This window comes from Candidatus Limimorpha avicola, assembly GCF_056978975.1.
This window is the reverse complement of record NZ_DBMCYK010000003.1, coordinates 59,466-83,325: the sequence shown is the minus strand read 5'-3', so window position 1 is coordinate 83,325 and position 23,860 is coordinate 59,466. Positions and strand designations below refer to the sequence as shown.

Here is a 23,860-nt window from a genome sequence, read left to right as displayed (position 1 = left end):
TATAAAGCGATAAAAATCACTTTTAATAGATTATAATATATAAATTGTTAGTTATCAAATTGTTAATATTAAACAATTATTAAATCTATCTTGTTTTGCATAAAAATTTACAAATATGAATGGAAAATCTTTGTTACAAAAGTTATCGGTGTTGTCTTTTTTTACATTGCTTTTGACGACACAAATGTATGCACAGTTTAGCCTTAGCGGTGAAGTAAGACCTCGTATGGAATACCGTCATGGTTATTCGACGTTGACAGATAAAGATTCTGACCCTGCCGGTTTTACATCTCAACGTACAAGAATTAATTTTGGTTATGCCAAAGATAATGTCAAACTCGGTATTTCCATACAAGATGTTTTTCTTTGGGGGTCAGAATCTCAGTTGTTCAAAACATCAAATACCATGTCGTTGCACCAGGCTTGGGGTCAGGTGTTTATCACCGACAATTTCTCCATCAAAGTGGGACGTCAGGAACTTGTCTATGATGATCAGCGTATTTTCGGTAATTCTAATTGGACACAGCAGGGTAGAAGTCATGATGTCTTGTTGTTGAAGTACGGCGGACGAATGTTTTTGGATGTCGGTATTGCCTACAACCAGTCGGAAGAACGGCTCAACGGTTCATATTACGATCTGCGTAACAATTACAAGACAATGCAGTTTGTATGGTTTAACACCCCTCTCACTCATAATATGAAATTGAGCTTGCTTTTCCTTAATAACGGTTATCAGTATGACTATATCGAAATTGTTGACGATACTCCCAAAGATAAAACGAAGAATGTATTCAATCAGACTATAGGCGGTAGATTGACTTTCACTCCGAATACCTGGATGTTTCATGCTTCTGCTTATTATACTATGGGTAAAGATACTGCCGACCGTGATTTGTCAGCTTATTATGTTGGTTTAGGTATCGATAAGGCTGTAAGTAACGATTGGAATATCGGACTCGGTTGGGAATTACTCTCCGGTACGAGTCAGAAAGATGTCATCGATGACCCTCAAAATTATAAAAATAGATCTTTTAATCCGTTCTATACTACAGCTCACAAGTTTAACGGTTACATGGATTACTTTAATACCAATGGCGATTTTGCCAACTCTGTTGGTCTCAATGATATATTTGCATACATTCAGTATTCACGCAAACGTTGCGAACTGAATCTTACAGCCCATGGTTTTATGTCTGCCGCTACAGTTATAGAAAATGGTACTACCGATAAGACCATGGATAGCTTTCTCGGTGTGGAACTTGATTTGACAATGTCTTACAGAATATCCAATTCTTCTAGTGTAGTGATGGGCTATAGCCAGATGTTTGGTACTAAAACATTGCAGAACCTTAAGGGAGGAGACCATAATGCCTGTAATAATTGGGCGTATGTGATGTTTGTCTTCAAACCTGTATTTATTAAATAATACAAAGAAAAAAGATTATGACATTTTAATGATGTCTCTTGATAAAAAAGTGATTGTGACGGGTAGCAGTTGCCTTTATCTGCTGAATCGGTATGGTATCAAAGCTCGTCCAATCGCTTTTTTTATTGCTGTCTCGCTCGTTTTTTATATCTTTGCATAAAATTGTGATTATGGCAAAAGATGATGTTTTCTATTTCGGCAAAATCGTAAAAACTCATGGCATCAAAGGAGAATTGACATTGAGAATAGATGCAAAAGATAATTTCGACTATAATGATATTGAATATATTCTTATAGAAATCAATGATATTAAGATTCCATATTTTCTGAAATCGGTCTCGTTCGGCAATAATAAACTTTTTATTGCCATACAGGATGTGGATAATATTGAAGAGGCCGCATCTTTTGTTGGGAAACCGGTGTATCTTCCTCTGTCTTTGTTACCTGTTTTGTGCGGCAACAGATTTTATGGGAGAGAGGTGATAGGTTTTGTTTTGGAAGATATCCATTTTGGCGTGGTAGGCGTCGTCGCAGATGTGTTTGAATATCCTACTCAGGCTGTCATTCAGGTTATGAGAGATGGAAAAGAAATTCTGATGCCTGTTCATGAACATATCATAAGAGAAATAGACAGAGATACAGAACGTATTGTCGTTGATGCTCCTGAAGGACTTATTGATATGTATCTCAACATGTGATTATGGATAAAAGACCTTTCTTGTTCAAAAAATTCGGACTGTTTCATCATAATTCCACTATGAGAATAGGTACTGATGCTGTTTTGCTTGCTTGCTGGACAGATATCTCCGATGATGATGATATTCTCGACATTGGTACAGGCTGTGGCATCATACCTTTGATGCTTGCTCAAAAACGTGATTCGAGATGTCCAGGTGTCATTGACGCTGTGGAGATTGACGAACCTTCGAGTATTGAGGCGAATTACAATTTTAAAAACTCAGTGTGGGATAAACAACTGTCTGTATATCATTGTGATATACGTAATTTCGCCTCTGCAGCAGAGAGAAAGTACGACTTGATAATTTCAAATCCTCCGTTTTTTTATGGCGACAATATACCTTCAAATCCCCGCAAGATACTTGCTCGTCATGCCGGTTCGCTGAGTTATACCGACTTGTTGACAGTCGTGGCTTCATTGTTGAAGCGAAAAGGTCGTTTATCTGTGGTATTGCCAATGATAGAGTCTAGTCGGTTTATACTTTGCGCTTCTCAATATGGATTCAATCTTTTTAAGATGATGAGAATAATACCTGTTATGGGAAAGAATCCTAATAGGGTTAATATGCAATTTGTCGGATATCAAGTCGAAAAACCAGATGTGGAAGATTTTGTGATACGTAATGAAGACCATTCTTATACTGAATCATATAAGCTTTTTTTGAAAGATTATTATCTTGACCCGATAAAATAAATTGGGATTATGTTCTTGGATTGTCGGAAACTGAATAAAATAATCTTGTTTTTATTTTTTACTTTATAAAAATTTGTAAATTTGCAACCTAATAGTGGATTATGTTTAAACTGGTAGTCATGGCTTTCATACAATCGTTGTTCCTTGCAGGAGGACAACTGTTGCTGAAAATGGGGTTGGATAGAGTGGATAGAATATCTTTGAAATGGGTATATTTGAAAGGTTTTTTGTCGTGGCAGTTGGGACTGTCTGTAATATCGTTTTTGTTGGCAATGCTTTTATGGCTCTATATGTTGAAACATTATGATTTGTCGCTTGTGTATCCATTAACGAGTATCAGTTATATTTTTACCACATTGCTTGCGATGTTTTTTCTTGGCGAGATGGTATCTTCGATAAAATGGACAGGCATTGCTTTCATTATAATAGGTGTAGCTCTTTTAACAAGATAAATTATTGATTATGAAACGTATATTTGGTATTTTATGCATCGCTTTTATGATGATGTCATGTACTTCTCCAATGGTGGGAACATGGATTCAACCTCAAACTTCTGCGACACAGGAAGAGGGATTTATTTTACATAAGGATGGTTCTGCATCAAGTGTCAATCTGGACTTTATTGAGTTTACTGCATGGGAGAAAGATGGGGATTTTTTGATATTGAATGGTTTTAATAATGGCTCTGTCAAAAAAGAGTTTTCCGATACTATGAAGATTGAAAGTGTTTCGAAGACAACTCTTGTACTTAGCCAAAATGGTTACAGAATAGAGTACAATAGAAAATAAGCAGAAAAATTCTGTCTCGTTTGAGATGAAAAAATGAGCAATAACAATATCGGTATTGCTCATTTTTTGTGAATTGTATTTATTATTTGTTATTCGGTTTAATTTGTGATGTTATACATAAGGCGGAACTTTTTTCTTCGACAAATTGCCTTATCTTATAAACATCTTCTCGTTTTTCAATAATTGGTATTGTTAGGCTTTCATCGTTGCTGCACAAATGTTTGCATTTCTTGTCAAAATTGACACATGCTCTTATGAGAGCTTCGCAGTTTTTTGCAGCAACCACTTCTTTGTCGAAATCGGCAATAGCCGATTCTAAAGTTACATCGACAAATTGTATATCTTTCTTTTGATTAGCTTTAATAACAACTTTTTGTTTGCCCGGTTTGTGGTCCTTAGGCTGTTCGACAGGTTTTCGTACCGGTTTTACAACATCGGCAGCAGGTTGTTCTGCTTTGTTATCGCTTTTTTGGTCAGTCTTTTGTTCGATGGTGTCATTGCACGAAATCAAAAAGAAACCTAATGTAAATAGGAAATAAAAACATAATCTTTTCATAAGAAGATTTTTAAAAATTTTTGCAAAAATAATTAAAATATTGAAAAACTTATTATATTTGCACTCTTTTTTATGAAATTGATTTAGATATATATGAGTAAATTAATTGTTGTAGCTCTCGGTGGAAATGCTTTGTTGAGAAGTAATCAAAAAGGTACTTATCAAGAACAGATACAGAATGTTACTGAGACATGTCAGTCATTGGCAAGTTTCATTAAAAGAGGTGATAAACTGATAATAGGACATGGCAACGGACCTCAGGTCGGTAACGTGATGTTGCAACATGAGGCGGGATTAAAGGTGTTCTCTGTTGAAGCTATGCCGATGGATTATTGTGTATCGGAGACTCAGGGCTCTATTGGTTATCTGATAGAACTCGGTTTTAGAAAGGTGCTTGCTGAAGAAAAGATTAACAGAAGAGTTGTAACGATGGTGACACAGGTGGTGGTAGATAAAAACGACCCTATGTTTCTTAATCCCACCAAGCCTGTAGGACCGTATTATTCGGAAGAAGAAGCTGAAGAATATGCTGAAACTACAGGTTCGGTCTTTAAGGAAGACCCGCGTGGAAGAGGCTGGCGTAAGGTGGTGCCTTCTCCTCAACCGAAAAAAATAATGAATATCGATATAGTCGAACAACTTGCAAACGCTGGTAATATCGTCATCACAGTGGGTGGAGGCGGCATACCGGTAATAGAAGAAAATGGTTATACCTATGGCGTAGAAGCCGTCATTGACAAAGACCTCGCTTCTTCTCTTACCGCAATAGATACTAAAGCTGATGCTTTCTATATCTTGACGGATGTGCCTCAGGCTTATATCAATTTTAAGAAAGAAAATCAACAGGCACTCGGTAAAATAACAGTGGCTGAGGCTAAGAAATATCTTGAAGAGGGGCAGTTCACCGAAGGGAGCATGGCTCCAAAAATGCGTGCTGCAATACGCTTCGTTGAGGCTACAGGCAATGAAGCTGTCATTACTGATGCTGATAGTCTCTCAATTCCTGGTACAGGCACTATAATAGTAAAATAAACGTTCTTTTTATTGATTTTATAATATATTGCTGATACGGGGTGCATCAAATCGAAAGATTCGTAGCCACCTCGTATTTTTTTATCTTCTAAAAATTATCGTGTACAAATACCTTGTTGTGCAATGGAGTATTGTAATTTGCAGAATGATGTTCATTCATCTTGACTGAACTCGAAACTGTCACTGTCGTCAAAGTTGCTTTGGTCGTTTATTCTGGAACTTATTCTGACATTGAAACCACTATTGGGTCTCAACATGTCAAAAGTGTTGTTGTCCACTTTGTTATACATTCTTTCAGGATCTTCAAAACGTGCATATTGTCCCACAAACCTTAATTCAACTTCACCTAATTTACCATTACGATGCTTGGCGATGCTTATTACGGCCTTGCCTTTGGCGGGTTCGTTGTTATCATCGTTAAGTCCATAATATTCAGGTCTGTAAATGAATACTACCACATCGGCATCTTGTTCAATGGCACCGGACTCACGCAAGTCAGACAAGATTGGTTTCTTGGAGCCGGCTCTCGACTCTACATTACGGCTTAATTGAGAAAGAGCAAGTACCGGGATTTGCAATTCTTTGGCAAGACTTTTCAGTGAGCGGCTGATAGAACTTATCTCTTGCTCCCTGTTACCATTCTTGTCTCCTTTTGTAGTCATAAGTTGCAGATAATCAATGAAGACCATTTGGATGTCGTATTGTTGTTTCAGACGACGGCATTTTGCCCTCAAGTCGAAAACAGAAAGTTGCGCCGTGTCGTCGATATACAACTTGGCATTGACAAGGGGGGTTACTTTGCTTGACAACTGTTCCCACTCGTATTCTTCTAAATTGCCGCTTCTCAATTTGTCTGCTGTCAACGATGTCTCACTCGAAATTAAACGTGTTACAAGTTGCACTGATGACATCTCTAATGAGAAAAATGCTACCGGTTTGTTGAATTCTACAGCGGCATTTCGTGCCATGTTCAATGCAAAAGCCGTCTTTCCCATACTCGGACGTGCCGCTAAAATAATAAGATCCGACTTCTGCCACCCTTGGGTAATTCTGTCAAGTTCTGTGTATCCCGACGGTACTCCTCTTAATGAGGAATTGCTGTTCTTAGCTGCTTCTATCTCAGAGATTGCCAACTTTACTAAGTCGGGCATCTTGTCATGACTTTTTTTTAAGATGTTTTCACTGATTTGGAACAATTTGTTCTCGGCATTATCAAGCAAATCAAAAACATCAGTGGTGTCTTCGTAAGCATCTTTTATAGTTTCTGATGAAATCAGTATCAACTGTCTTTGTATGTATTTTTGCAAGATTATTCTGGCATGATACTCGATGTTGGCAGCCGATACCACGCGATTTGTCAACTGTGAGATGTAATAAGCTCCTCCTACGCTTTCCAATTCTCCCATGGTTTTCAGCTGATTTGTAACAGTGAGGATATCTATTGGTTCAGACTTGGTGAACAGTTCTTTTATGGCAGAGAATATTGTCTGATGTGCTTCCTTGTAAAATACTTCAGGATTCAACAGGTCTATGACGGAGTTGACGGCATCTTTTTCAAGCATCATGGCGCCCAATACGACCTCTTCGAAATCAACAGCCTGAGGCGGAATCCTGCCTTGCATGTTGAGCAAATCCGCTGCTTGGTTTGCAGTTTTATATCTCCTGGTTATATTATTTCTTATATTATTATCTGAAATGTTCATGCCCCAAAATTACAACAAAACAAGATGTATTTATTATATGTTGATAACTTTTGATATATGACTGTAAATGATTGATAATAAGGGCTTGATAAAATGATGTGAAGTTTTTTGCGCCTTTTTGGAAACATATAGTTATTGCATGATTTTATGATTGTTTTTACAGTTTGCATGTTATAAATGCTGATCTTATTTATAAAATGAGTTGGTTATTATCCCCAAAAAATGATCAAATTTCTCAGATGTCATTCCTGCCATTCGTTGAATATTTCTTTTATTGCTTCTGCTTCTTTTCTGAGGCATTCTTTTATAAAGGGTTTGTCGTTGTTGTTTAATATCATGCTTTCGTGTTCATTGATACTGTTGCCTGGTTTTATTCCTTCGTAAACATTTTTTAAAGTAAAATGCAGTCTTATCTTTTTGTGAAAGAAGTCTGCCTTGATTAAAACTGCATGTAAATCGATTATTTCAGGAAGATTTTCGTTGGAAATTTGATGAAAAACATCTGCATTATGTGTAAAAAGCACTACTTTGTCGAAGTCCTTTATGCTGTCTGCCAAAATCTTGTATGCCTCCTTATTGTTTTCTTCTGTCTTTTCCCAAAAATGATAAACTGTTTTTTCATCTTCTTCATATAAAATGCAAAAAGCATCGAATGTCGGTTGGTATGGATGTTCTCCTTCGTTCTCAGGTATGGTCTTGTTGTAATCCATCATGCTGAGATATGCAATCTTTCCGGTTGTGTTACCTGACATTTTTAAGAACGATACCTTATTTATATAATAAGTGTTGTTGTTTAGTGCCTCTATCTGTTTAAGCTGAATGTTGTCGAGAGAGTTATGTCTTATGAAGTCTTCATTGGTACATATACCATTGTTGTATTCTTCAAATAAAATCTCTTCGTTCATTGCTGTCATGAACAGATAACTGTCTTTTGGCACGTTTTTCCAACAGTGACCCCGAAAATCGCAAATATAAGGTTTATGACATTGAACTCCTATTGGTATGGCAGGAGAATGACTCGTACCTAAAGCTGTCTTGAATTTTTGTATATTGTTACGTATTTCTTCTTGATAAGTTTTTATGTCATTTAATACAGACTGACACTTGAACAGTTGTGTTAAGTCGATGTCGTCATGTCTCGTATATTCGCTGTTGATATACATAAGTTGAAAATCAGACAACTGTATTCCGCAGCCATTCAATACATAATATTGCAGGGCGGCATCTTTGTAATATGTGGTACTTAAAGCTGTAGAACTTTTTACTTCTATGGCTTTCCACTTGTCACCGTCTCTTACTATGATATCCAACATTATCAAAGTATCATCATTTTTGAATACAGCTTCATAAAGGACGTTGACGTTGGGATTGTTTATGTTCCTTATTGTTTCTGTTATCATTTTTTCAAACATTTTAGGTGACTTTGGAGACATGTCGAGTCCTCCGGGATAACAGTCACGTGCCAATATGCCTACGTTTGTGCCACGACTGAATACTGCAAGTTGCCTTGCACTGATTTTATCTCTTAAAAACGACCTGTTTTTTTCGAGATACAACGCTTTTATACATTGATCTCCTTTTATATATGTGGACTTTGATAATGAGAACATATTTTAATTTTTTATTGTGATGATGTTTTTCTTTGCCATTAAAGTCATTGATATTCCGCGTGTTATCATGAAAGCGAAAAACGATGTCCATAATCCGTGATTGCCGAACATTGGCATGAGGTAATACCAGCATGGAAGAAATACCAATATGGTTGATATTATCATGGTGTTGCGTATGGCACGCGATGCTGTGGCTCCAATATATACACCGTCCCATAAAAATGCGGCAAAAGTAGCTAAAGGCATGATAATCATATAAATGTGATAAGGTTTCACGGCTTCTGTAATGGTGGGGTCATTGGATATTAGCCGTACTATGACATCAGGGAAAAGTGTGTAAATTAAGGTGAAAGGAAGACTTATTGTGATGCCCCAAAGGAAAAGAAATTTGATGACTTTTTTTATGTTGTCGATGTCACTGGCACCTGTATATCGTCCTACCAATGCTTCTCCTGCATAAGCGAACCCGTCGGTGAAATATGAGAAAATATAGAAGAACTGTATCAATATCATGTTGACTGCCAATATGTTATCTCCTAAAGTTGCTGATTGGTTGGTGAAAAATGCAATGGTGATTATCAAAAGAAAACTCCTGATCATCAAGTCGATATTGACATGGAAAAATCTCTTTATCTTGCTCAAATCCAATAATGTCCGGCGATTTAAAGGCATTAGAATGTTTCTGTATCTTATTAAAAACAGTGTCAATGTCAATGCAAGACCGCAATATTGGGCAAGTACTGTGCCTAAAGCAACGCCTTCAACATCAAGATGCATTGCTAACACGAAAAATGCACTGAAAATGATATTGAAAATGTTGATGGTTATAGCTGTAATCATAGGAAATTTAGTGTTTTGCATTCCAACAAACCAGCCGTTGAAACAATAAAGCAGCATGTTGGCAGGCGCAGCCCATATCCTTATATGGTAATATGTTATGGCAAGTTCTTTTATTTCTTCACTGCCCTGTAACAATCTGAGACTTATTAATGCGATAGGGTTGCGCAGACTTATTATCAGAATGGATGCTAATATTGCTATCAATATGGACCGGAATAATGAATAACATATTTCGATTTTATCCTCTCTGCCGTATGACTGTGCCGTGAAACCTGTTGTACCGGCTCTCAAAAAACTGAAAAAAGAATATAAAACACTGAAAATTGTGCCTCCCAATGATATGGCTCCTATATATATAGCCGACCCGAGATGCCCCATCAGAATCATGTCAACTAAACCCAATAACGGTATGGTAATATTGCTGATAATATTGGGTATCGCTAATTTCAATATCGCACGATTCATCTTTTTTTTGCAAATATACGTCTTTTAACGTTTGTCGTCCCTTTTGTATAACGCGTTTATTGAAAAATTGATGCTTTGTTGAATATATTATAGAGAAATTTGATTTATAATCAATGATATATAGAAATTTTGTGGTTAATGTTACAAGAAAAACAATTTTTGTCATTATGATAAAAGTACTTTGTTTTTATTTTTTAGAATAAAATTGCCACCTGAGGATTTAATGAAAGTTGAAAATTTTCAATTGTTATTTTTTTATGCACAAAAAGTATTATCTTTGTCAAAAAGCTGAAGTAAAATTCAGAGATGAAAAAATGTAGGAAATATTATTAAAACCAATATGTTATGAGAACTAAGATATACAATTTGATTATTTTGGACGAAAGCGGATCTATGAATAGCATTTGGGAACAAACTGTCTCAGGATGTAATGAAATGATAGATTCCGTTAAAGTATTGCAGGAGAAGTTCGGAGATAAACAAGAACATTTTATCAGTATATATTCATTCCAATCCGGGACTGAATATTCAAGATATATTATAAAAGACATGCCGGTTGAAAAGGCTGCGCATATTACCATTGAAGATTATATACCTAATGGATTGACACCTTTATATGATGCTGTCGGGGTTACTTTGTCGGACCTTTTTGTTACCATGAAAGGTGAAGATTTTGCTATAGCTTCAGTTACTATTATCACCGACGGTATGGAGAACTCATCAAAAGAATATTCTCATGAAATGGTTTCACAAATGATAAAAAAATGTAAAGAGAAAGGTTGGAACTTTAATTTCATAGGTGCCAATATTGATGAAAAAAAGGTCGCAAGTTCTTTGAATATCGACAATTCCATGTCTTTCGTCCAAAATGATGATGGAGTTAAGTTGATGTTCTTAAAAGATAGAGAAAGTCGTATGCGTTTCTTTCGAAAGGTGAACCGTAATATAAATTCCGGTATGACTGTGGATGAGTTTTATGCTAAAATGACAGAAGTTTCAAAAGGTTATTTTGATGAGGATAAAAGTTGATTCAATAAATCATTGTTAAATATGATGTTTATTATCTTTCATTGAAAATCACACTTTTAATTTTGAATTTTTGTCTCATGAATCTGTTTTCTTTGTTGTCTGATTTTGTTTTTTGCAGTATTAACAGCGGAAGTAATGGCAATTGTTATTTTATTGGTGCCGGTGATTGCGGAATACTCGTGGATGTCGGTATAAGTGTTAGAACGATAAAATCTCGTTTAAAAGCTATAGGTTATGATTTGCAATGTGTTAAGGCAGTATTGTTGACACATTCTCATATTGATCATGTCAAGGGTGTGCCTCAGTTGATTAAATATTGCAAGGTTCCTGTTTATGCCTCTGAATCATGCTTCTCAATGTTAAAAGAATGTAATATGACAATGGATTCGGATCTGTGTAAGGTTGTCACACCTGTTATTAATATTGATTGTTTTAGAATAGAACCTTTTTATACTGAGCATGATGCTCCGGGTTCATTGGGATTTTTTGTCAGTAATGGAGATAAAAGTATAGTCATAGCTACTGATGTGGGAACTCTTACTCCTGCAGTGAAAAGTTTTTTGAAAAAAGCCGACAATGTAGTCATTGAAACAAATTATGACAAGGAAATGTTGCTCAATGGCAAATATCCGGACATGCTGAAATCCAGAATAATGGGCGGGCACGGGCATCTTGGTAACGAAGAAACTTGTGCTTTCATAATAGAAAATTATAAACGCAGATGGGACAATGTCTTTTTTTGTCATTTGAGTGAAAACAATAACAGTCCGGACAAGGTGATGAGTTGTTTCCATCATTGTCTTAACGAGAAAAATATTCATGATTTCGGCAATACTGTAGTGCATTTGCTCTCACGTTATGAGGCATCGCCGTTGTTTTATTTGTGAATCTGTGGAATTGTGTAGATCGTTTTCCACACTTTTCCACACTAAAACAGAGATGTGGAAAAGTGTGGAACTATAATATGCTGATAATCAATAATGTTTTAGAATTTTTAAAATAATTTCTGTTTGGTATGATTTTAGATGTCTAATAAAAATGTTAAACGGAAACTAATTTAAAAATTTATAACCCATGAAAAAGACATTAACAATTTTATCAGTTGCTTTATTAGCACTCGTTTTTAGTTCTTGTGTTGAATCATCAAAGAAGTACAAGGCTCTTCTTGCAGAAAAAGAAAACTTGGTTGCAGAAAACAAAAACATCGAAAATGAATACAATGCAGCACTTGGTATTATTAATGAAGTTGAGAATAATCTGCAGGCAATTCGTGATGCCGAAAGTCTCATGATGATGAATGTAGAAGGCTCGCAAAGAGAAAAACTTACTGCTGAACTCCTTCAGATTAAAGAAGAAATGGCAGCAAATCGCGCCAAATTGGATTCTTTGAGTGATGCATTGCAAAAATCGAATAGAAACGTAGCCAACTTGCGTTCTACAATTAAGAAGTTGCAGGCTCAACTTGAAGAAAAAGAGCAAATGATAGCTTCATTGCAAGAGCAAATTGCTGAGAAAGATGTACAAATCGCCGGTTTAAATACTCAGGTTACGGATTTGAACGAAAATTTGAATGAGATGAATTCAAAACATGAAGATGCATTGCGTCAAATCAATGAACAAATTACAGAAATGAATACTGTATATTATATCGGCAGTAGCAAAAAAGAATTGAAAAATAACGGTATCCTTACGAAGAAATATGTCTTGAGAAAAGATGTTCCTACAAATTTGTTTACAAAGGCTGACAAACGTGATCTCGATAAGATTACCTTTGAAGCAAAGAAAATTACAGTTCTCTCAAGCCATCCGGAAAATTCATACAACATCGTTGTTGACGCCGGTGTAGCTACTATCAATATAACCAATCCAGATCTTTTCTGGAGTGTGACAAAATATTTGGTTGTTGTTACCAAATAAAGTTTTTCTGCTCGTTTTCAATATTTACGGTAATCCGACATCGCCCGATGTCGGATTACCTTTTTATATCCATGTTCTTTAAATTAAATTACTTCCTTTTAATCCCTAAATAAAATAATTGTTTATCTTTGCAGCGAGCAGAAAACAATTATGTATAAAAGAATTCTTATATTGGAGGATGATGCTTCTTATGGTGCCATGTTAAAAACATGGTTCGTTAAGAATGATTGGTTGGTGTCTCTTGTTACTAAAGTGGGAACGGCGCAACATGAGTTGTCTTCCAATGCTTTCAATCTTGTTTTGAGTGACTTGCGTTTGCCTGATGGAGACGGGATTCTGCTTCTTACATGGATGCGTGAAAATTTTATAATGACACCTTTTATCGTCATGACAGGTTACGGCGATGTGCAGACAGCTGTAGATGCCATAAAACTCGGCGCCTTCGATTATCTTTGTAAACCTATCAACCCAAGTGTGTTGCAGCAGAAAATCGATATGGCGCTGCTTCAGAAAGAGGAAAAGAAGAATGAAAAGAGACCTGTAAGGAAAATGGAAGATAAAAAAATGATAACGGGGTGCAGTGCTGTGATGCAACGTGTGTATAATCACGTGTCTCTCGTCGCACCTACGAATATCTCCGTGCTTATTCTCGGTGAGAGTGGTACAGGTAAGGAATATATTGCCCGTATGATACACGAGAAAAGCAGACGCGCTTCCAAACCTTTTGTTGCAGTGGATTGCGGCAGTTTGTCCATGGAACTTGCACCTTCTGAATTGTTCGGTCATCTGAAAGGCTCTTTTACTTCTGCTATTTCGGATAAAAGAGGCGTTTTCGAAGAAGCGGAAGGCGGTACCGTTTTCCTTGATGAAGTAGGAAATCTCCCATACGAAGTCCAGAAACAACTGTTGCGTGCTTTGCAGGAACAGAAAGTGCGCCCCGTAGGCTCTGTCGTAGATGTGAAAGTGGATGTGAGAATAATTGCTGCTACTAATGAAAATCTTGAACGTGCCATAGAAGAAGGAAGGTTCCGTCAGGATTTATATCACCGTATTAATGAGTTTTCTATTAATGTGCCTCCTTTGCGCGAGAGAATAGAAGACCTTGAGGAGTTCGCTTACCACTTCGTTAAACAGGCTGATGATGAACTTGGCAAATCAATAGTCTCAATATCTGATGAGGCTTTGTCTATATTGAAACAACAAAAATGGAGCGGAAATCTTCGCGAATTACGTAATGTAATACGTCGTTCCGTTTTGTTTGCTCAAAATGATATAATCATGCCTGAAGACTTGCCGGTATTCTCTCAACAGAAAGATGCGGTTAAACAGGAAGAGGAAAATTATGCGCTTCAACCCGGCAACGAGAAGGAACAGATACTTTCAGCTTTGCATAAATCTCGCGGTAATAAGACTTTGGCTGCTCAATTGCTCCAAATTGACCGTAAAACACTGTATAATAAGATACACCTCTATAATATAGAACTTTGATAATCATTCTTTTATTCTTTATTTACTCGTAAATTCTATATGGTTTTTAATATCTTGCCTGTCATTATTGTGTGATATCGTTGTTTGTTTTTGAAATATTGGAGGTCCGACTGTCTTCATTGTTTTTCTGTTGAAAATGAACTTGATGAAGTCTGTTGCCAAATAATATTGTGTTGTCAGTATCATAAAACCTTTCAGATTGTTTTTTATTGAATAAGATGAAGTAAACAAACAGCTGATGTTTTGGGAATCCGATAATGTATTTTTCTCTTTTTTTGATGACAATATTTTTTTCTGATAATGTCGGATGAAGTGTTTTATTTTGTATGTTTGCGAAACAATATAATTTTTGTTATGGGAAATATTGAAAATGAAAATGTAGGTTTGCCTGAAAATGCTCAGCGCGAATTGAAACCGGGAGAAGATTATCATCCCATCCTGTCACCGGATAAGCAATATAAAGAGGTAACGCCATGGTCTGTTACTATAGGATTGTTGATGACAGTGCTGTTTTCTGCCGCAGCGGCATACCTCGGGCTGAAGATAGGACAGGTGTTTGAAGCCGCAATCCCTATTGCTATCATCGCGATAGGTCTCTCGAGTGCTACTCACCGTAAGAATGCTTTAGGAGAGAATGTGATTATTCAATCTATTGGTGCCTGTTCAGGTTCTATTGTCGCCGGTGCTATTTTTACATTGCCGGCATTGTATATTTTGCAGGCAAAATACCCTGATATAGTGGTAAACTTTATGCAGGTTTTTCTAAGTTCTCTACTCGGTGGCATACTCGGTATTTTGTTTTTGATACCTTTCAGAAGATATTTTGTTAAGGAAATGCACGGCAAATATCCTTTCCCTGAAGCTACTGCCACTACTCAAGTGCTCGTCAGTGGAGAACAGAAAGGAGGTGGCGCCAAATTACTCCTTGTCAGTGGTTTGATAGGAGGCTTGTATGACTTTATCGTATCTACTTTCGGTTGGTGGGCAGAAACGATAACATCACGTATCTCTGGTTTTGGTATGATGGTGGCTGATAAAGCTAAAGTGGTGTTGAAAGTCAACGTTGGCGCAGCTGTGCTGGGACTCGGATATATCATAGGTCTTAAGTATTCTTTCATAATATGTTGCGGTTCATTCCTCGTATGGTTTGTCATAATACCGCTGATGAATCTGATATGGGGTAACAGTGTTATTGACCTGATGGGTACCGGATTGACACAGACAATAGGTGAGATGTCTCCGGAGATGATTTTCTCGGAATATGCCCGCCATATAGGTATTGGCGGCATAGCCATGGCAGGTATAATAGGTATTATAAAATCTTCAGGCGTGATAAGATCTGCTGTAGGTCTCGCTGTCAACGAGTTTAAGGGAGGTAAAACAGCCGACAAAGAAGTGGTGCGTACTCAGCGCGATATATCGATGAAGATAATAGTCGTCGGTATAGTGCTAACGTTGATAGCTACATTCTTGTTTTTCTATTTCGGCGTGGTAAACAACCTGTGGCATGCTTTGATAGGTATATTGTTGGTGGGTGTTATAGCTTTCTTGTTTACGACTGTTGCTGCCAACGCTATTGCAATAGTGGGTTCTAATCCTGTGAGTGGAATGACGTTGATGACTCTAATACTTTCTTCTATAGTTATGGTGGCTGTCGGTCTTAACGGGTCTGCTGGTATGACCGCCTCTCTCATTATGGGAGGCGTGGTATGTACTGCATTGTCTGTGGCAGGTGCCTTTATAACTGATTTGAAGATAGGTTATTGGATTGGAACGACACCTCGTAAACAGGAGTCATGGAAATTTGTAGGTACTCTCGTTGCAGCAGCGACAGTAGGAGGTGTTATCATGCTTTTGAATGAGACATACGGGTTTACCGGAGAGAATGCTCTCGTGGCGCCTCAGGCTAATGCCATGGCTGCTGTCATAGAGCCTATGATGTCAGGTGGCAGTGCTCCATGGCTGTTGTATGGTATTGGTGCTGCTTTGGCTCTTGTGCTTACTGTATTCAAGGTGCCGGCACTGCCGTTCGCTCTTGGCATGTTCATTCCGCTTGACCTTAACCTGCCGTTGCTCATAGGCGGCGCAATATCATGGTATGTCAGCACTCGTTCCAAAGATGAAAAAGTCAACAAGGCACGTTATGACAGAGGTACTCTCATAGCTTCAGGTTTTATAGCCGGTGGCGCACTCATGGGTGTGGTGAGTGCTTTGCTCCGCTTTGCCGGCGTCAATATGTATGTGGATTTCAGTGGCGCTGAGATACTCGCTGTCGTCGCATATCTTGTTATCATCGTTTATATGATATGGGACTCTAAAAGAGCAAAAATTGAAAATTAAAATATATGGAAAAGTTATTGGATAAATTTTTGAGATATGTCTCTGTGGAGACGACATCAGACCCCGACTCGGAATCTCAACCGAGTACCGAGAGACAATATAACCTGTTGAGAATGTTGCGTGATGAACTGCAACAGTTTGGTGTTGCTGCCCAACTCGATGAATACGGCTATGTCATGGCTTCCATACCTTCAAACATTGATAATAAGGTGCCTGCTATAGGATTTATAGCCCATGTGGATACTTCACCGGATGCCTCCGGAGCTGATATCAAACCTCAGATTATCAGTGATTATGGTGGTGGAGATATATTGCTGAATCCGGATAAGGACATTTGTCTCAAAGTGTCTGAGTTTCCTGAATTGAATGATTATGTCGGAAAAACCATTATCACAACTGACGGTAATACATTGCTCGGCGCAGACGATAAGGCAGGCATCGCGGCCATAATGTATATGGCACAATATGTTATGGAACATCCTGAGTTTAAACACGGTGACATAAAAATAGCTTTTACTCCTGATGAAGAGATAGGCAGAGGTGTGGCGAAGTTCGATGTCAAGAAATTCGGGGCAGATTATGCCTATACTATTGACGGTGGTGCAATAGGAGAGTTGGAATATGAAAACTTTAACGCTGCCGCTGCCAAGGTTCATGTGCAGGGTTCCAACATACATCCCGGCTATGCCAAGAATAAAATGCTCAATTCCATGATAGTTGCAATGGAACTCAATGCCATGTTACCTGTAGAACAACGTCCGGAGTTTACTTCTGACTATGAGGGATTCTTCCATATCACTTCTTTTAAAGGATGTGTTGAGGAAACGGAACTTAACTATATTATAAGAGACCATGACAGACAGAAATTTGAGGATAAGAAAGAACTTCTAACTGCTGCTGTGACATTTCTTAATAAAAAATACGGCGATGTGGTAACTCTTGAACTGAAACATCAGTATTATAATATGAGACAGGAGGTTGAACCACATTATTTTATTGTAGAAAAGGCTGTCAAGGCTATGGAGATGGCAGGTGTGAAACCTAAAGTACAGCCTATACGTGGCGGAACCGACGGCGCAAACCTCAGTTTCATGGGTCTTCCTTGTCCGAATATTTTTGCTGGTGGACATAACTTCCATGGCAAACTGGAATATGTTCCCGTAGAAAGTATGGATAAAGCGGCAGAAGTGATTTTGAATATCATTTCTTTATTCGCAGATTGATATTTGTTATCATGATAATGTGAAATTTTGAAAATATATTTTGATTTTCAGAATATTTTTGGATATTTAACGTTATATTAAAAATATAAAAGAAAATCATGAGAAGAATTATTGCGTTTTTGTTGCTTTTAGTGTGTTTTCAGGTTAGAGCACAGGATACTTTGTTGAATGTCAAAGTCAATAATGTAACTTTTGACATGGTGTTCGTTAAAGGCGGTACTTTTGACATGGGATGTAATCCATCGGATAATTATGAATGTTATGATAAAGAAAGTCCTGTCCACAATGTAACGCTGTCGGATTATTATATAGGTAGGTGTGAGGTGACACAAAAATTGTGGAATGCCATCATGGGAGAGAATCCGAGTCGTTATGTAGGGGAAGACCATCCGGTGGAAATGGTTACAATGCGTGCTGTCAGTAAGTTTATCAAAAGACTTAATGAGTTGACAGGTATGTCGTTCCGACTTCCTACTGAGGCTGAATGGGAATATGCGGCAAAGGGAGGTGCAGAATCTCAGGGTTATGATTATTCCGGTTCTGATGACGTAGATGATGTGACTTGGTATATCGATAATTGTGTGACACAGGGAACACAACCGGTAGCCGGTAAGAAACCTAATGAATTAGGTATTTATGACATGTCGGGAAATGTATATGAATGGTGTAGCGACTGGTATGATGTCTATAAGGATAAACCCCAGGTCAACCCGGAAGGACCCATGAAAAGAATATATCGAGTACGTCGTGGCGGTGCATGGAATAGTCCTATGAGACATTGTCGTTCCACGAACAGGTCGTTTTATGCTCCGGCTAAATGCGATTCCAATATAGGATTCCGTCTTGTGTTGCCTGTCGTTCAGAATTGATTGTTGATTTTTCAACCTGTTCGTGACATGGTTGTTTATGTTATGTAATAAATGATATCATAAAAAATATGGCCGCATTTTGAAAATCAATACAATTATTTCATATACTTTTTAATGTGTAAAAGTGGTATGCCGATTGTTCAGGTTGATGCCACTTTTTGTTTTTTATTTTATAAAATACAATTGAAAGTTGAGGTATATTTAATATTTGAAAAATCAGAATGATATGAAAAAAATATCTAAATTTGCAACGCAAAAGACAGGAGTTAAATTGTCTGATAAAAAGAAATGAATAATTAAAAATATACTGTTATGAAGCAACTTATAGAATGTGTACCGAATATCAGCGAAGGTCGCGATATGAACATTATTAATCAGATTACAGCTGAAATAGAGAAGGTGGAAGGAGTGAAGCTTTTGGATGTTGACCCCGGAGCGACTACAAACAGGACTGTAATAACTTTTGTCGGTGAGCCGGCTAATGTTTGCGAGGCTGCCTTCAGAGTGGTGAAGAAGGCTTCTGAGCTTATTGATATGCGTAATCATCATGGCGACCATCCACGTTTCGGAGCTACCGATGTGTGCCCTTTGGTACCTGTTGCCAATATTGATATGAAAGAGGTGGTGGAATATGCCCGTAAACTTGCGGATCGCATAGGCACTGAGTTGAATATACCCGTGTATTGTTACGAGAGTGCGGCTTTTAATGCTGAACGTCGCAATCTTGCCAACTGCCGTGCCGGTGAGTATGAGGCTCTTGCAGACCGTATCAGCAGCGAACATTGGAAACCGGACTTCGGTCCTTGTAAATTCGATGCACATGTGGCTACAACAGGCGCTACAGCTGTTGGCGCTCGAGATTTTCTCATTGCCATAAATTATAATCTTAATACTACTTCCACACGTCGTGCCAATGCTATCGCATTCGATGTGAGAGAGAAAGGCCGCCCCATGAGAGTGGGTCCCAAGGTAACTGATAAAGTGGTGAAAGATGAAAACGGAAATACCGTCATGATACCCGGAACCTTGAAAGGTACCAAAGCAATAGGCTGGTTTATTGAGGAGTATGGCATAGCTCAGGTGTCAATGAATATTACCGATATAAGTGCGTCTCCTGTTCATGTCTGTTTTGAAGAGGTTTGCAATAAGGCTGCAGAAAGAGGCATACGTGTGACAGGATGTGAGATAGTGGGCCTTATTCCTAAGAAAGTTCTTATTGATGCAGGACGTTATTATCTTGCCAAACAACAACGTTCTCTTGGCGTCAGCGAAGATGAGATAATGAAAATCGCTATCAAGTCAATGGGATTAGATGACTTGAAACCTTTCAATCCTAAAGAAAAAGTTATTGAATTTCTTATAGCTGACAACAACAAGAAGAGTCTTGTCGATATGACATGTACCGGCTTCGCCAACGAGACGGCAAGCGAAAGTCCGGCACCCGGCGGTGGTTCTATATCTGCTTATGTCGGTGCTCTCGGTGCTTCTTTGGGAACCATGGTGGCTAATTTGTCTTCACATAAAGCCGGCTGGGATGAACGATGGGAGGAATTTTCAAAATGGGCGGAAAAAGGTCAGGCTATAAAAGACCAACTGCTGTTCCTCGTCGATGAAGATACTAATGCATTCAATAAGATTATGGATGCTCTTGGCATGCCTAAGAAGACGGAAGAAGAGAAAAACGCTCGCAAAGCGGCTTTGGAGGCAGCATCTAAGTATGCAATAGAGATACCTTTCAAGGTTATGAATGTGGCATTCTCGGCTTTTGAAGTCGTTGAGGCAATGGCTAAGACAGGTAATCCTGCCTCGGTGTCAGATGCTGGCGTCGGAGCTATGTGCTGCCGTACTGCCGTCATGGGTGCTTATCTCAATGTCAAAATAAATGCTGCAGGTATTAATGACCGCGAGTTCGCTGACAATATGGTGGCTCAGGGTGCCAAAATCGAGATTGCAGCCATGGAAAAAGAAACTGAGATATTGAAAATAGTTAACGCTATTATTAATAAAGAATAATAAGTTTTTGAAAATCAATAAAATGGAAGTAAAGGTGCAAAAGATTAAAATTTAAGACAAAAATATTGATTATTGAAAAGTTTTTTGTACCTTTGCAACCAAATTTTGAAAGGAGATCGAGATGGCAAAAAAGACTAAAGATGCACGTATCCAGGTTATTTTAGAGTGCACTGAACAGAAGAAGTCAGGTGTTCCGGGAACATCACGTTATGTTACTACTAAAAATAAGAAAAATACCCCGGAAAGATTGGAACTTATGAAATATAATCCAATCCTTAAGAAAATGACACTTCATAAAGAAATTAAATAATATTATATAGTTATGGCAAAGAAAGTTGTTGCTACATTGCGTACTTCCGGTAAAGAATATACGAAGGTCGTATTGATGAAAAGATCTGAGAAAACCGGTGCTTACTATTTCGATGAAACTATCGTTCCTATCGATGCAGCACAGGAGTTTATCTCAAAAAATTAATACTTCGTTATTCATGATAATCTATGGCTTTCTCGTTACGACGAGAGAGCTTTTTTGGTTTTATCTCATATAGAATGTTATTGTTTCGTAGTTGATTTTTATGTTATCGTCATAATACCTTCTTCGCGCTTTTATGTATTAATTGTTTAACAATACTTGAGTTTCATCATTGTTTTTATTGTTGTCGTCAGCTGCATTGATAAAAAATGGTGTTGTTTGTCTTGATATTAAAAAATATTAGTAACTTTGCATAAATAAAAATAAGAACTATGGGGCTTTTTTCATTTTTTAAAAAAGATAAAGAAAAAAAGGAAGACCTTGAAAAAGGGTTGGAAAAGACTCGTAATAATGTTTTCGATCGTATCTCTAAGGCTATTTTGGGAAAATCAAAGGTGGACGATGAGGTGCTTGATAATCTGGAAGAGGTGTTGGTGTCATCAGATGTTGGTGTGGATACGACATTGAAAATAATCCAAAGGATACAATCTCGTGTGGCAAGAGACAAGTATGTAGGGACTAATGAGTTGAATAATATTCTTAAAGAAGAAATAACATCTTTGTTGCAGGAGAATAATTCCGGTGACGGTTCTAATTTTGACATTCCGGCAGATAAAAAACCTTATGTCATAATAGTCGTCGGTGTGAATGGTGTAGGCAAGACCACTACTATCGGCAAGTTGGCTTATAATTTCAAGAAGGCAGGCAAGAGTGTTTTACTCGGAGCTTCCGATACTTTTCGTGCTGCCGCAGTCGATCAGTTGAAGATATGGGCAGAACGGGTAGGAGTGCCTGTGGTGTCGCAGGGCATGGGTGCAGACCCCGCTTCTGTTGCTTTCGATACTGTCAAGTCTGCTATAGCCCAAAATATCGATGTCGTCATCATCGATACTGCCGGACGTCTTCATAATAAGGTCAATCTGATGAATGAACTTTCAAAGATTAAAAAGGTCTGTCAAAAGGTTATTCCTGACGCTCCGCATGAAGTGCTTTTGGTACTTGATGCTTCAACAGGACAAAATGCAGTGGAACAGGCTCGTCAGTTTATCGCCGCTACTGAAGTCAATGCTCTCGCTTTGACAAAACTCGACGGTACGGCAAAAGGCGGAGTGGTAATTGGTATATCTGACCAGTTTAAAATACCTGTTAAGTATATTGGCGTTGGCGAAGGTATGGACCATCTCCAGATATTTGATAGAAATGACTTTGTTAACAGTCTCTTTAATTGATATGTTTTGTCTTTTATCATAAATGACGGACGGTTTTGTACTTGTCGTACATGACCGTCTGTTTAATTATTATTATTATGAAGAAACCTGTATTGAATATCATCAACCTCGGTTGTTCTAAAAATAAAGTTGACTCTGAACATTTGGCAGCTATGCTGAAAGAACGTTATACCATAGTCTATGATTCTGCCGATTCATGCGACGTGGTGATTGTCAATACTTGCGGTTTTATTGGCGATGCAAAAGAAGAGTCGATAGACGTTATTTTAGAAAATGCTGAACTTCGTAAAAGTGGCGAAATAAAGAAACTTTATGTCATGGGCTGTCTTTCCCAACGTTATAGGAAAGAATTGTCATCGGAGATTCATGAAGTTGATGCTTTCTTTGGTGTTGAACCCGTTCAATATGTGGCAGCCGAACTGTTGAAATCAGATTTGTCTTTGATGCCGTGTACCGAAAGGGTGCTTTCAACACCTTCTCATTATGCTTATCTGAAAATATCAGAAGGTTGTAATCGCCATTGTTCTTTTTGTGCTATCCCGATTATTCGTGGCGAACATAAATCGATGCCGCTCGATATTCTGGTTCAAGAGGCTGAAAAACTTGCCGAAAAAGGTGTTAAGGAACTTATTCTTATTGCTCAGGACCTTACATTTTATGGTTATGACATGGATGGCAAATCTCATATCGTAGAACTCGTCGAAAGACTATGCGCTATTGAAAAAATACAATGGATACGTCTGCATTACGGTTATCCTCTCGGTTTTCCTGATGAGTTGCTGGAACTGATGCGAGACAATCCAAAGATATGTCATTATCTCGATTTGCCGCTTCAGCATATCAGTACTCCTATACTTAAAGCCATGCGTCGTGGCATAGACAGAGAACAAACTATAGCTTTTGTAAATAAAGTGCGTTCTTTTGTGCCTGATGTGGCTTTTCGCAGCACTTTTATCGTAGGTTTTCCCGGTGAGACGGATGCGCAGTTTGAGGAACTATGCGATTTTATTAGAGAGATGAGATTTGAACGCGCCGGAGTTTTTGCCTACTCTGCTGAAGAAGGTACCCCTGCATTTGAACTTCAAGATGATGTATCGGACGAAGTTAAACAGTCTCGCGTGAGTAAGTTTATGGATATTCAACAGAATATATCTTTGGAACTTAATTCAAAACGACTTGGTAAAATAGAAAAAATTTTAATAGACAGAACAGAAGGTGATTATTATGTGGGCAGAACACAATATGATTCTCCGGAGGTGGATGACGAGGTCCTCGTTTCTAAAAAAAATAACAAGTTGGAAATTGGAGAATTTATAGATGTAAAGATAATACAGGCTGATTATTTCGATTGTTACGGAGAAGTTTTATGATTTTACGTTTAAATTATTTTATTTATTTATTTTTTTTATTAACTTTGCAAAATGATA

Annotated in this window: 22 protein-coding genes; 18 read left to right on the top strand and 4 right to left on the bottom strand. The window is 37.8% G+C overall.

Translation table 11 applies throughout. The features are described from left to right. Positions 1-115 precede the first annotated feature (115 nt). From ACZOVS_RS02405 to ACZOVS_RS02385, 5 genes are all read left to right on the top strand, one after another. Positions 116-1,426 (top strand): alginate export family protein, encoded by a 1,311-nt coding sequence (locus tag ACZOVS_RS02405; RefSeq protein ID WP_483995641.1) that lies wholly within the window; start codon positions 116-118, stop codon positions 1,424-1,426. Positions 1,427-1,596: 170 nt separating this feature from the next. Next, positions 1,597-2,124 carry a ribosome maturation factor RimM gene (gene rimM / locus ACZOVS_RS02400; RefSeq protein ID WP_483995640.1) on the top strand — a complete coding sequence of 176 codons (528 nt, stop codon included), beginning with the start codon at positions 1,597-1,599 and terminating at the stop codon, positions 2,122-2,124. A gap of 2 nt (positions 2,125-2,126) precedes the next feature. Continuing rightward, positions 2,127-2,858: a tRNA1(Val) (adenine(37)-N6)-methyltransferase gene (locus ACZOVS_RS02395; protein ID WP_483995639.1), complete on the top strand. Its 732-nt coding sequence runs from the start codon at positions 2,127-2,129 to the stop codon at positions 2,856-2,858. Between the two features lie 101 nt (positions 2,859-2,959). Then, a complete protein-coding gene (locus tag ACZOVS_RS02390; protein ID WP_483995638.1) occupies positions 2,960-3,310 on the top strand; it encodes an EamA family transporter in 351 nt (116 codons plus the stop codon). A 10-nt stretch (positions 3,311-3,320) separates the two neighbouring features. Beyond that, positions 3,321-3,647 (top strand): lipocalin family protein, encoded by a 327-nt coding sequence (locus ACZOVS_RS02385; protein ID WP_483995637.1) that lies wholly within the window; start codon positions 3,321-3,323, stop codon positions 3,645-3,647. Positions 3,648-3,729: 82 nt separating this feature from the next. On the opposite strand, the gene ACZOVS_RS02380 is transcribed toward ACZOVS_RS02385, so the two are convergent. Continuing rightward, positions 3,730-4,203 carry a hypothetical protein gene (locus ACZOVS_RS02380; protein ID WP_483995636.1) on the bottom strand — a complete coding sequence of 158 codons (474 nt, stop codon included), beginning with the start codon at positions 4,201-4,203 and terminating at the stop codon, positions 3,730-3,732. A 93-nt stretch (positions 4,204-4,296) separates the two neighbouring features. On the opposite strand from ACZOVS_RS02380, the gene arcC reads away from it, so the two are divergent. Next, positions 4,297-5,235: a carbamate kinase gene (gene arcC / locus ACZOVS_RS02375; protein WP_483995635.1), complete on the top strand. Its 939-nt coding sequence runs from the start codon at positions 4,297-4,299 to the stop codon at positions 5,233-5,235. A gap of 152 nt (positions 5,236-5,387) precedes the next feature. Here the strand turns inward: arcC and dnaB are convergent, their stop codons facing one another. The 3 genes from dnaB to ACZOVS_RS02360 form a co-directional block, all read right to left on the bottom strand. After that, positions 5,388-6,938, bottom strand: a complete 1,551-nt coding sequence (gene dnaB / locus ACZOVS_RS02370; RefSeq protein WP_483995634.1) for a replicative DNA helicase — start codon at positions 6,936-6,938, stop codon at positions 5,388-5,390. 242 nt (positions 6,939-7,180) lie between these two features. Then, positions 7,181-8,548, bottom strand: coding sequence for a hypothetical protein (locus ACZOVS_RS02365; protein ID WP_483995633.1), 1,368 nt, complete (start codon positions 8,546-8,548; stop codon positions 7,181-7,183). 3 nt (positions 8,549-8,551) lie between these two features. Beyond that, on the bottom strand, positions 8,552-9,853 hold the full coding sequence (locus ACZOVS_RS02360) for an MATE family efflux transporter (protein WP_483995632.1): 1,302 nt from the start codon (positions 9,851-9,853) through the stop codon (positions 8,552-8,554). Positions 9,854-10,198: 345 nt separating this feature from the next. Here ACZOVS_RS02360 and ACZOVS_RS02355 point away from each other — a divergent pair, with 345 nt between their 5' ends. The 12 genes from ACZOVS_RS02355 to rimO all read left to right on the top strand — a co-directional run bounded on the left by ACZOVS_RS02355 (position 10,199) and on the right by rimO (position 23,803). After that, the gene (locus ACZOVS_RS02355) at positions 10,199-10,882 is read left to right on the top strand and encodes a hypothetical protein (RefSeq protein WP_483995631.1); all 684 of its coding nucleotides are present in this window, start codon (positions 10,199-10,201) and stop codon (positions 10,880-10,882) included. Positions 10,883-10,959: 77 nt separating this feature from the next. Next, on the top strand, positions 10,960-11,769 hold the full coding sequence (locus ACZOVS_RS02350; protein WP_483995630.1) for an MBL fold metallo-hydrolase: 810 nt from the start codon (positions 10,960-10,962) through the stop codon (positions 11,767-11,769). 187 nt (positions 11,770-11,956) lie between these two features. Continuing rightward, entirely contained in the window at positions 11,957-12,799 is an 843-nt protein-coding gene (locus ACZOVS_RS02345; protein WP_483995629.1) for a Cbp1 family collagen-binding glycoprotein adhesin, read from the top strand. A gap of 150 nt (positions 12,800-12,949) precedes the next feature. Then, positions 12,950-14,287 carry a sigma-54-dependent transcriptional regulator gene (locus ACZOVS_RS02340; protein WP_483995628.1) on the top strand — a complete coding sequence of 446 codons (1,338 nt, stop codon included), beginning with the start codon at positions 12,950-12,952 and terminating at the stop codon, positions 14,285-14,287. Between the two features lie 354 nt (positions 14,288-14,641). Further along, positions 14,642-16,627, top strand: coding sequence for an OPT family oligopeptide transporter (locus ACZOVS_RS02335; protein ID WP_483995627.1), 1,986 nt, complete (start codon positions 14,642-14,644; stop codon positions 16,625-16,627). 5 nt (positions 16,628-16,632) lie between these two features. After that, on the top strand, positions 16,633-17,850 hold the full coding sequence (pepT, locus tag ACZOVS_RS02330; RefSeq protein ID WP_483995626.1) for a peptidase T: 1,218 nt from the start codon (positions 16,633-16,635) through the stop codon (positions 17,848-17,850). A 98-nt stretch (positions 17,851-17,948) separates the two neighbouring features. Further along, the gene (locus tag ACZOVS_RS02325; protein ID WP_483995625.1) at positions 17,949-18,719 is read left to right on the top strand and encodes a formylglycine-generating enzyme family protein; all 771 of its coding nucleotides are present in this window, start codon (positions 17,949-17,951) and stop codon (positions 18,717-18,719) included. A 312-nt stretch (positions 18,720-19,031) separates the two neighbouring features. Continuing rightward, positions 19,032-20,732, top strand: coding sequence for a glutamate formimidoyltransferase (gene ftcD / locus ACZOVS_RS02320; RefSeq protein WP_483995624.1), 1,701 nt, complete (start codon positions 19,032-19,034; stop codon positions 20,730-20,732). 121 nt (positions 20,733-20,853) lie between these two features. Next, positions 20,854-21,042 carry a 50S ribosomal protein L33 gene (gene rpmG, locus ACZOVS_RS02315; RefSeq protein WP_483995623.1) on the top strand — a complete coding sequence of 63 codons (189 nt, stop codon included), beginning with the start codon at positions 20,854-20,856 and terminating at the stop codon, positions 21,040-21,042. Positions 21,043-21,054: 12 nt separating this feature from the next. Continuing rightward, positions 21,055-21,207: a DUF4295 domain-containing protein gene (locus ACZOVS_RS02310; RefSeq protein WP_483995622.1), complete on the top strand. Its 153-nt coding sequence runs from the start codon at positions 21,055-21,057 to the stop codon at positions 21,205-21,207. A gap of 269 nt (positions 21,208-21,476) precedes the next feature. Next, positions 21,477-22,433, top strand: coding sequence for a signal recognition particle-docking protein FtsY (gene ftsY / locus ACZOVS_RS02305; protein ID WP_483995621.1), 957 nt, complete (start codon positions 21,477-21,479; stop codon positions 22,431-22,433). A 77-nt stretch (positions 22,434-22,510) separates the two neighbouring features. Next, a complete protein-coding gene (rimO, locus tag ACZOVS_RS02300) occupies positions 22,511-23,803 on the top strand; it encodes a 30S ribosomal protein S12 methylthiotransferase RimO (protein WP_483995620.1) in 1,293 nt (430 codons plus the stop codon). The last annotated feature ends 57 nt before the right edge of the window (positions 23,804-23,860 follow it).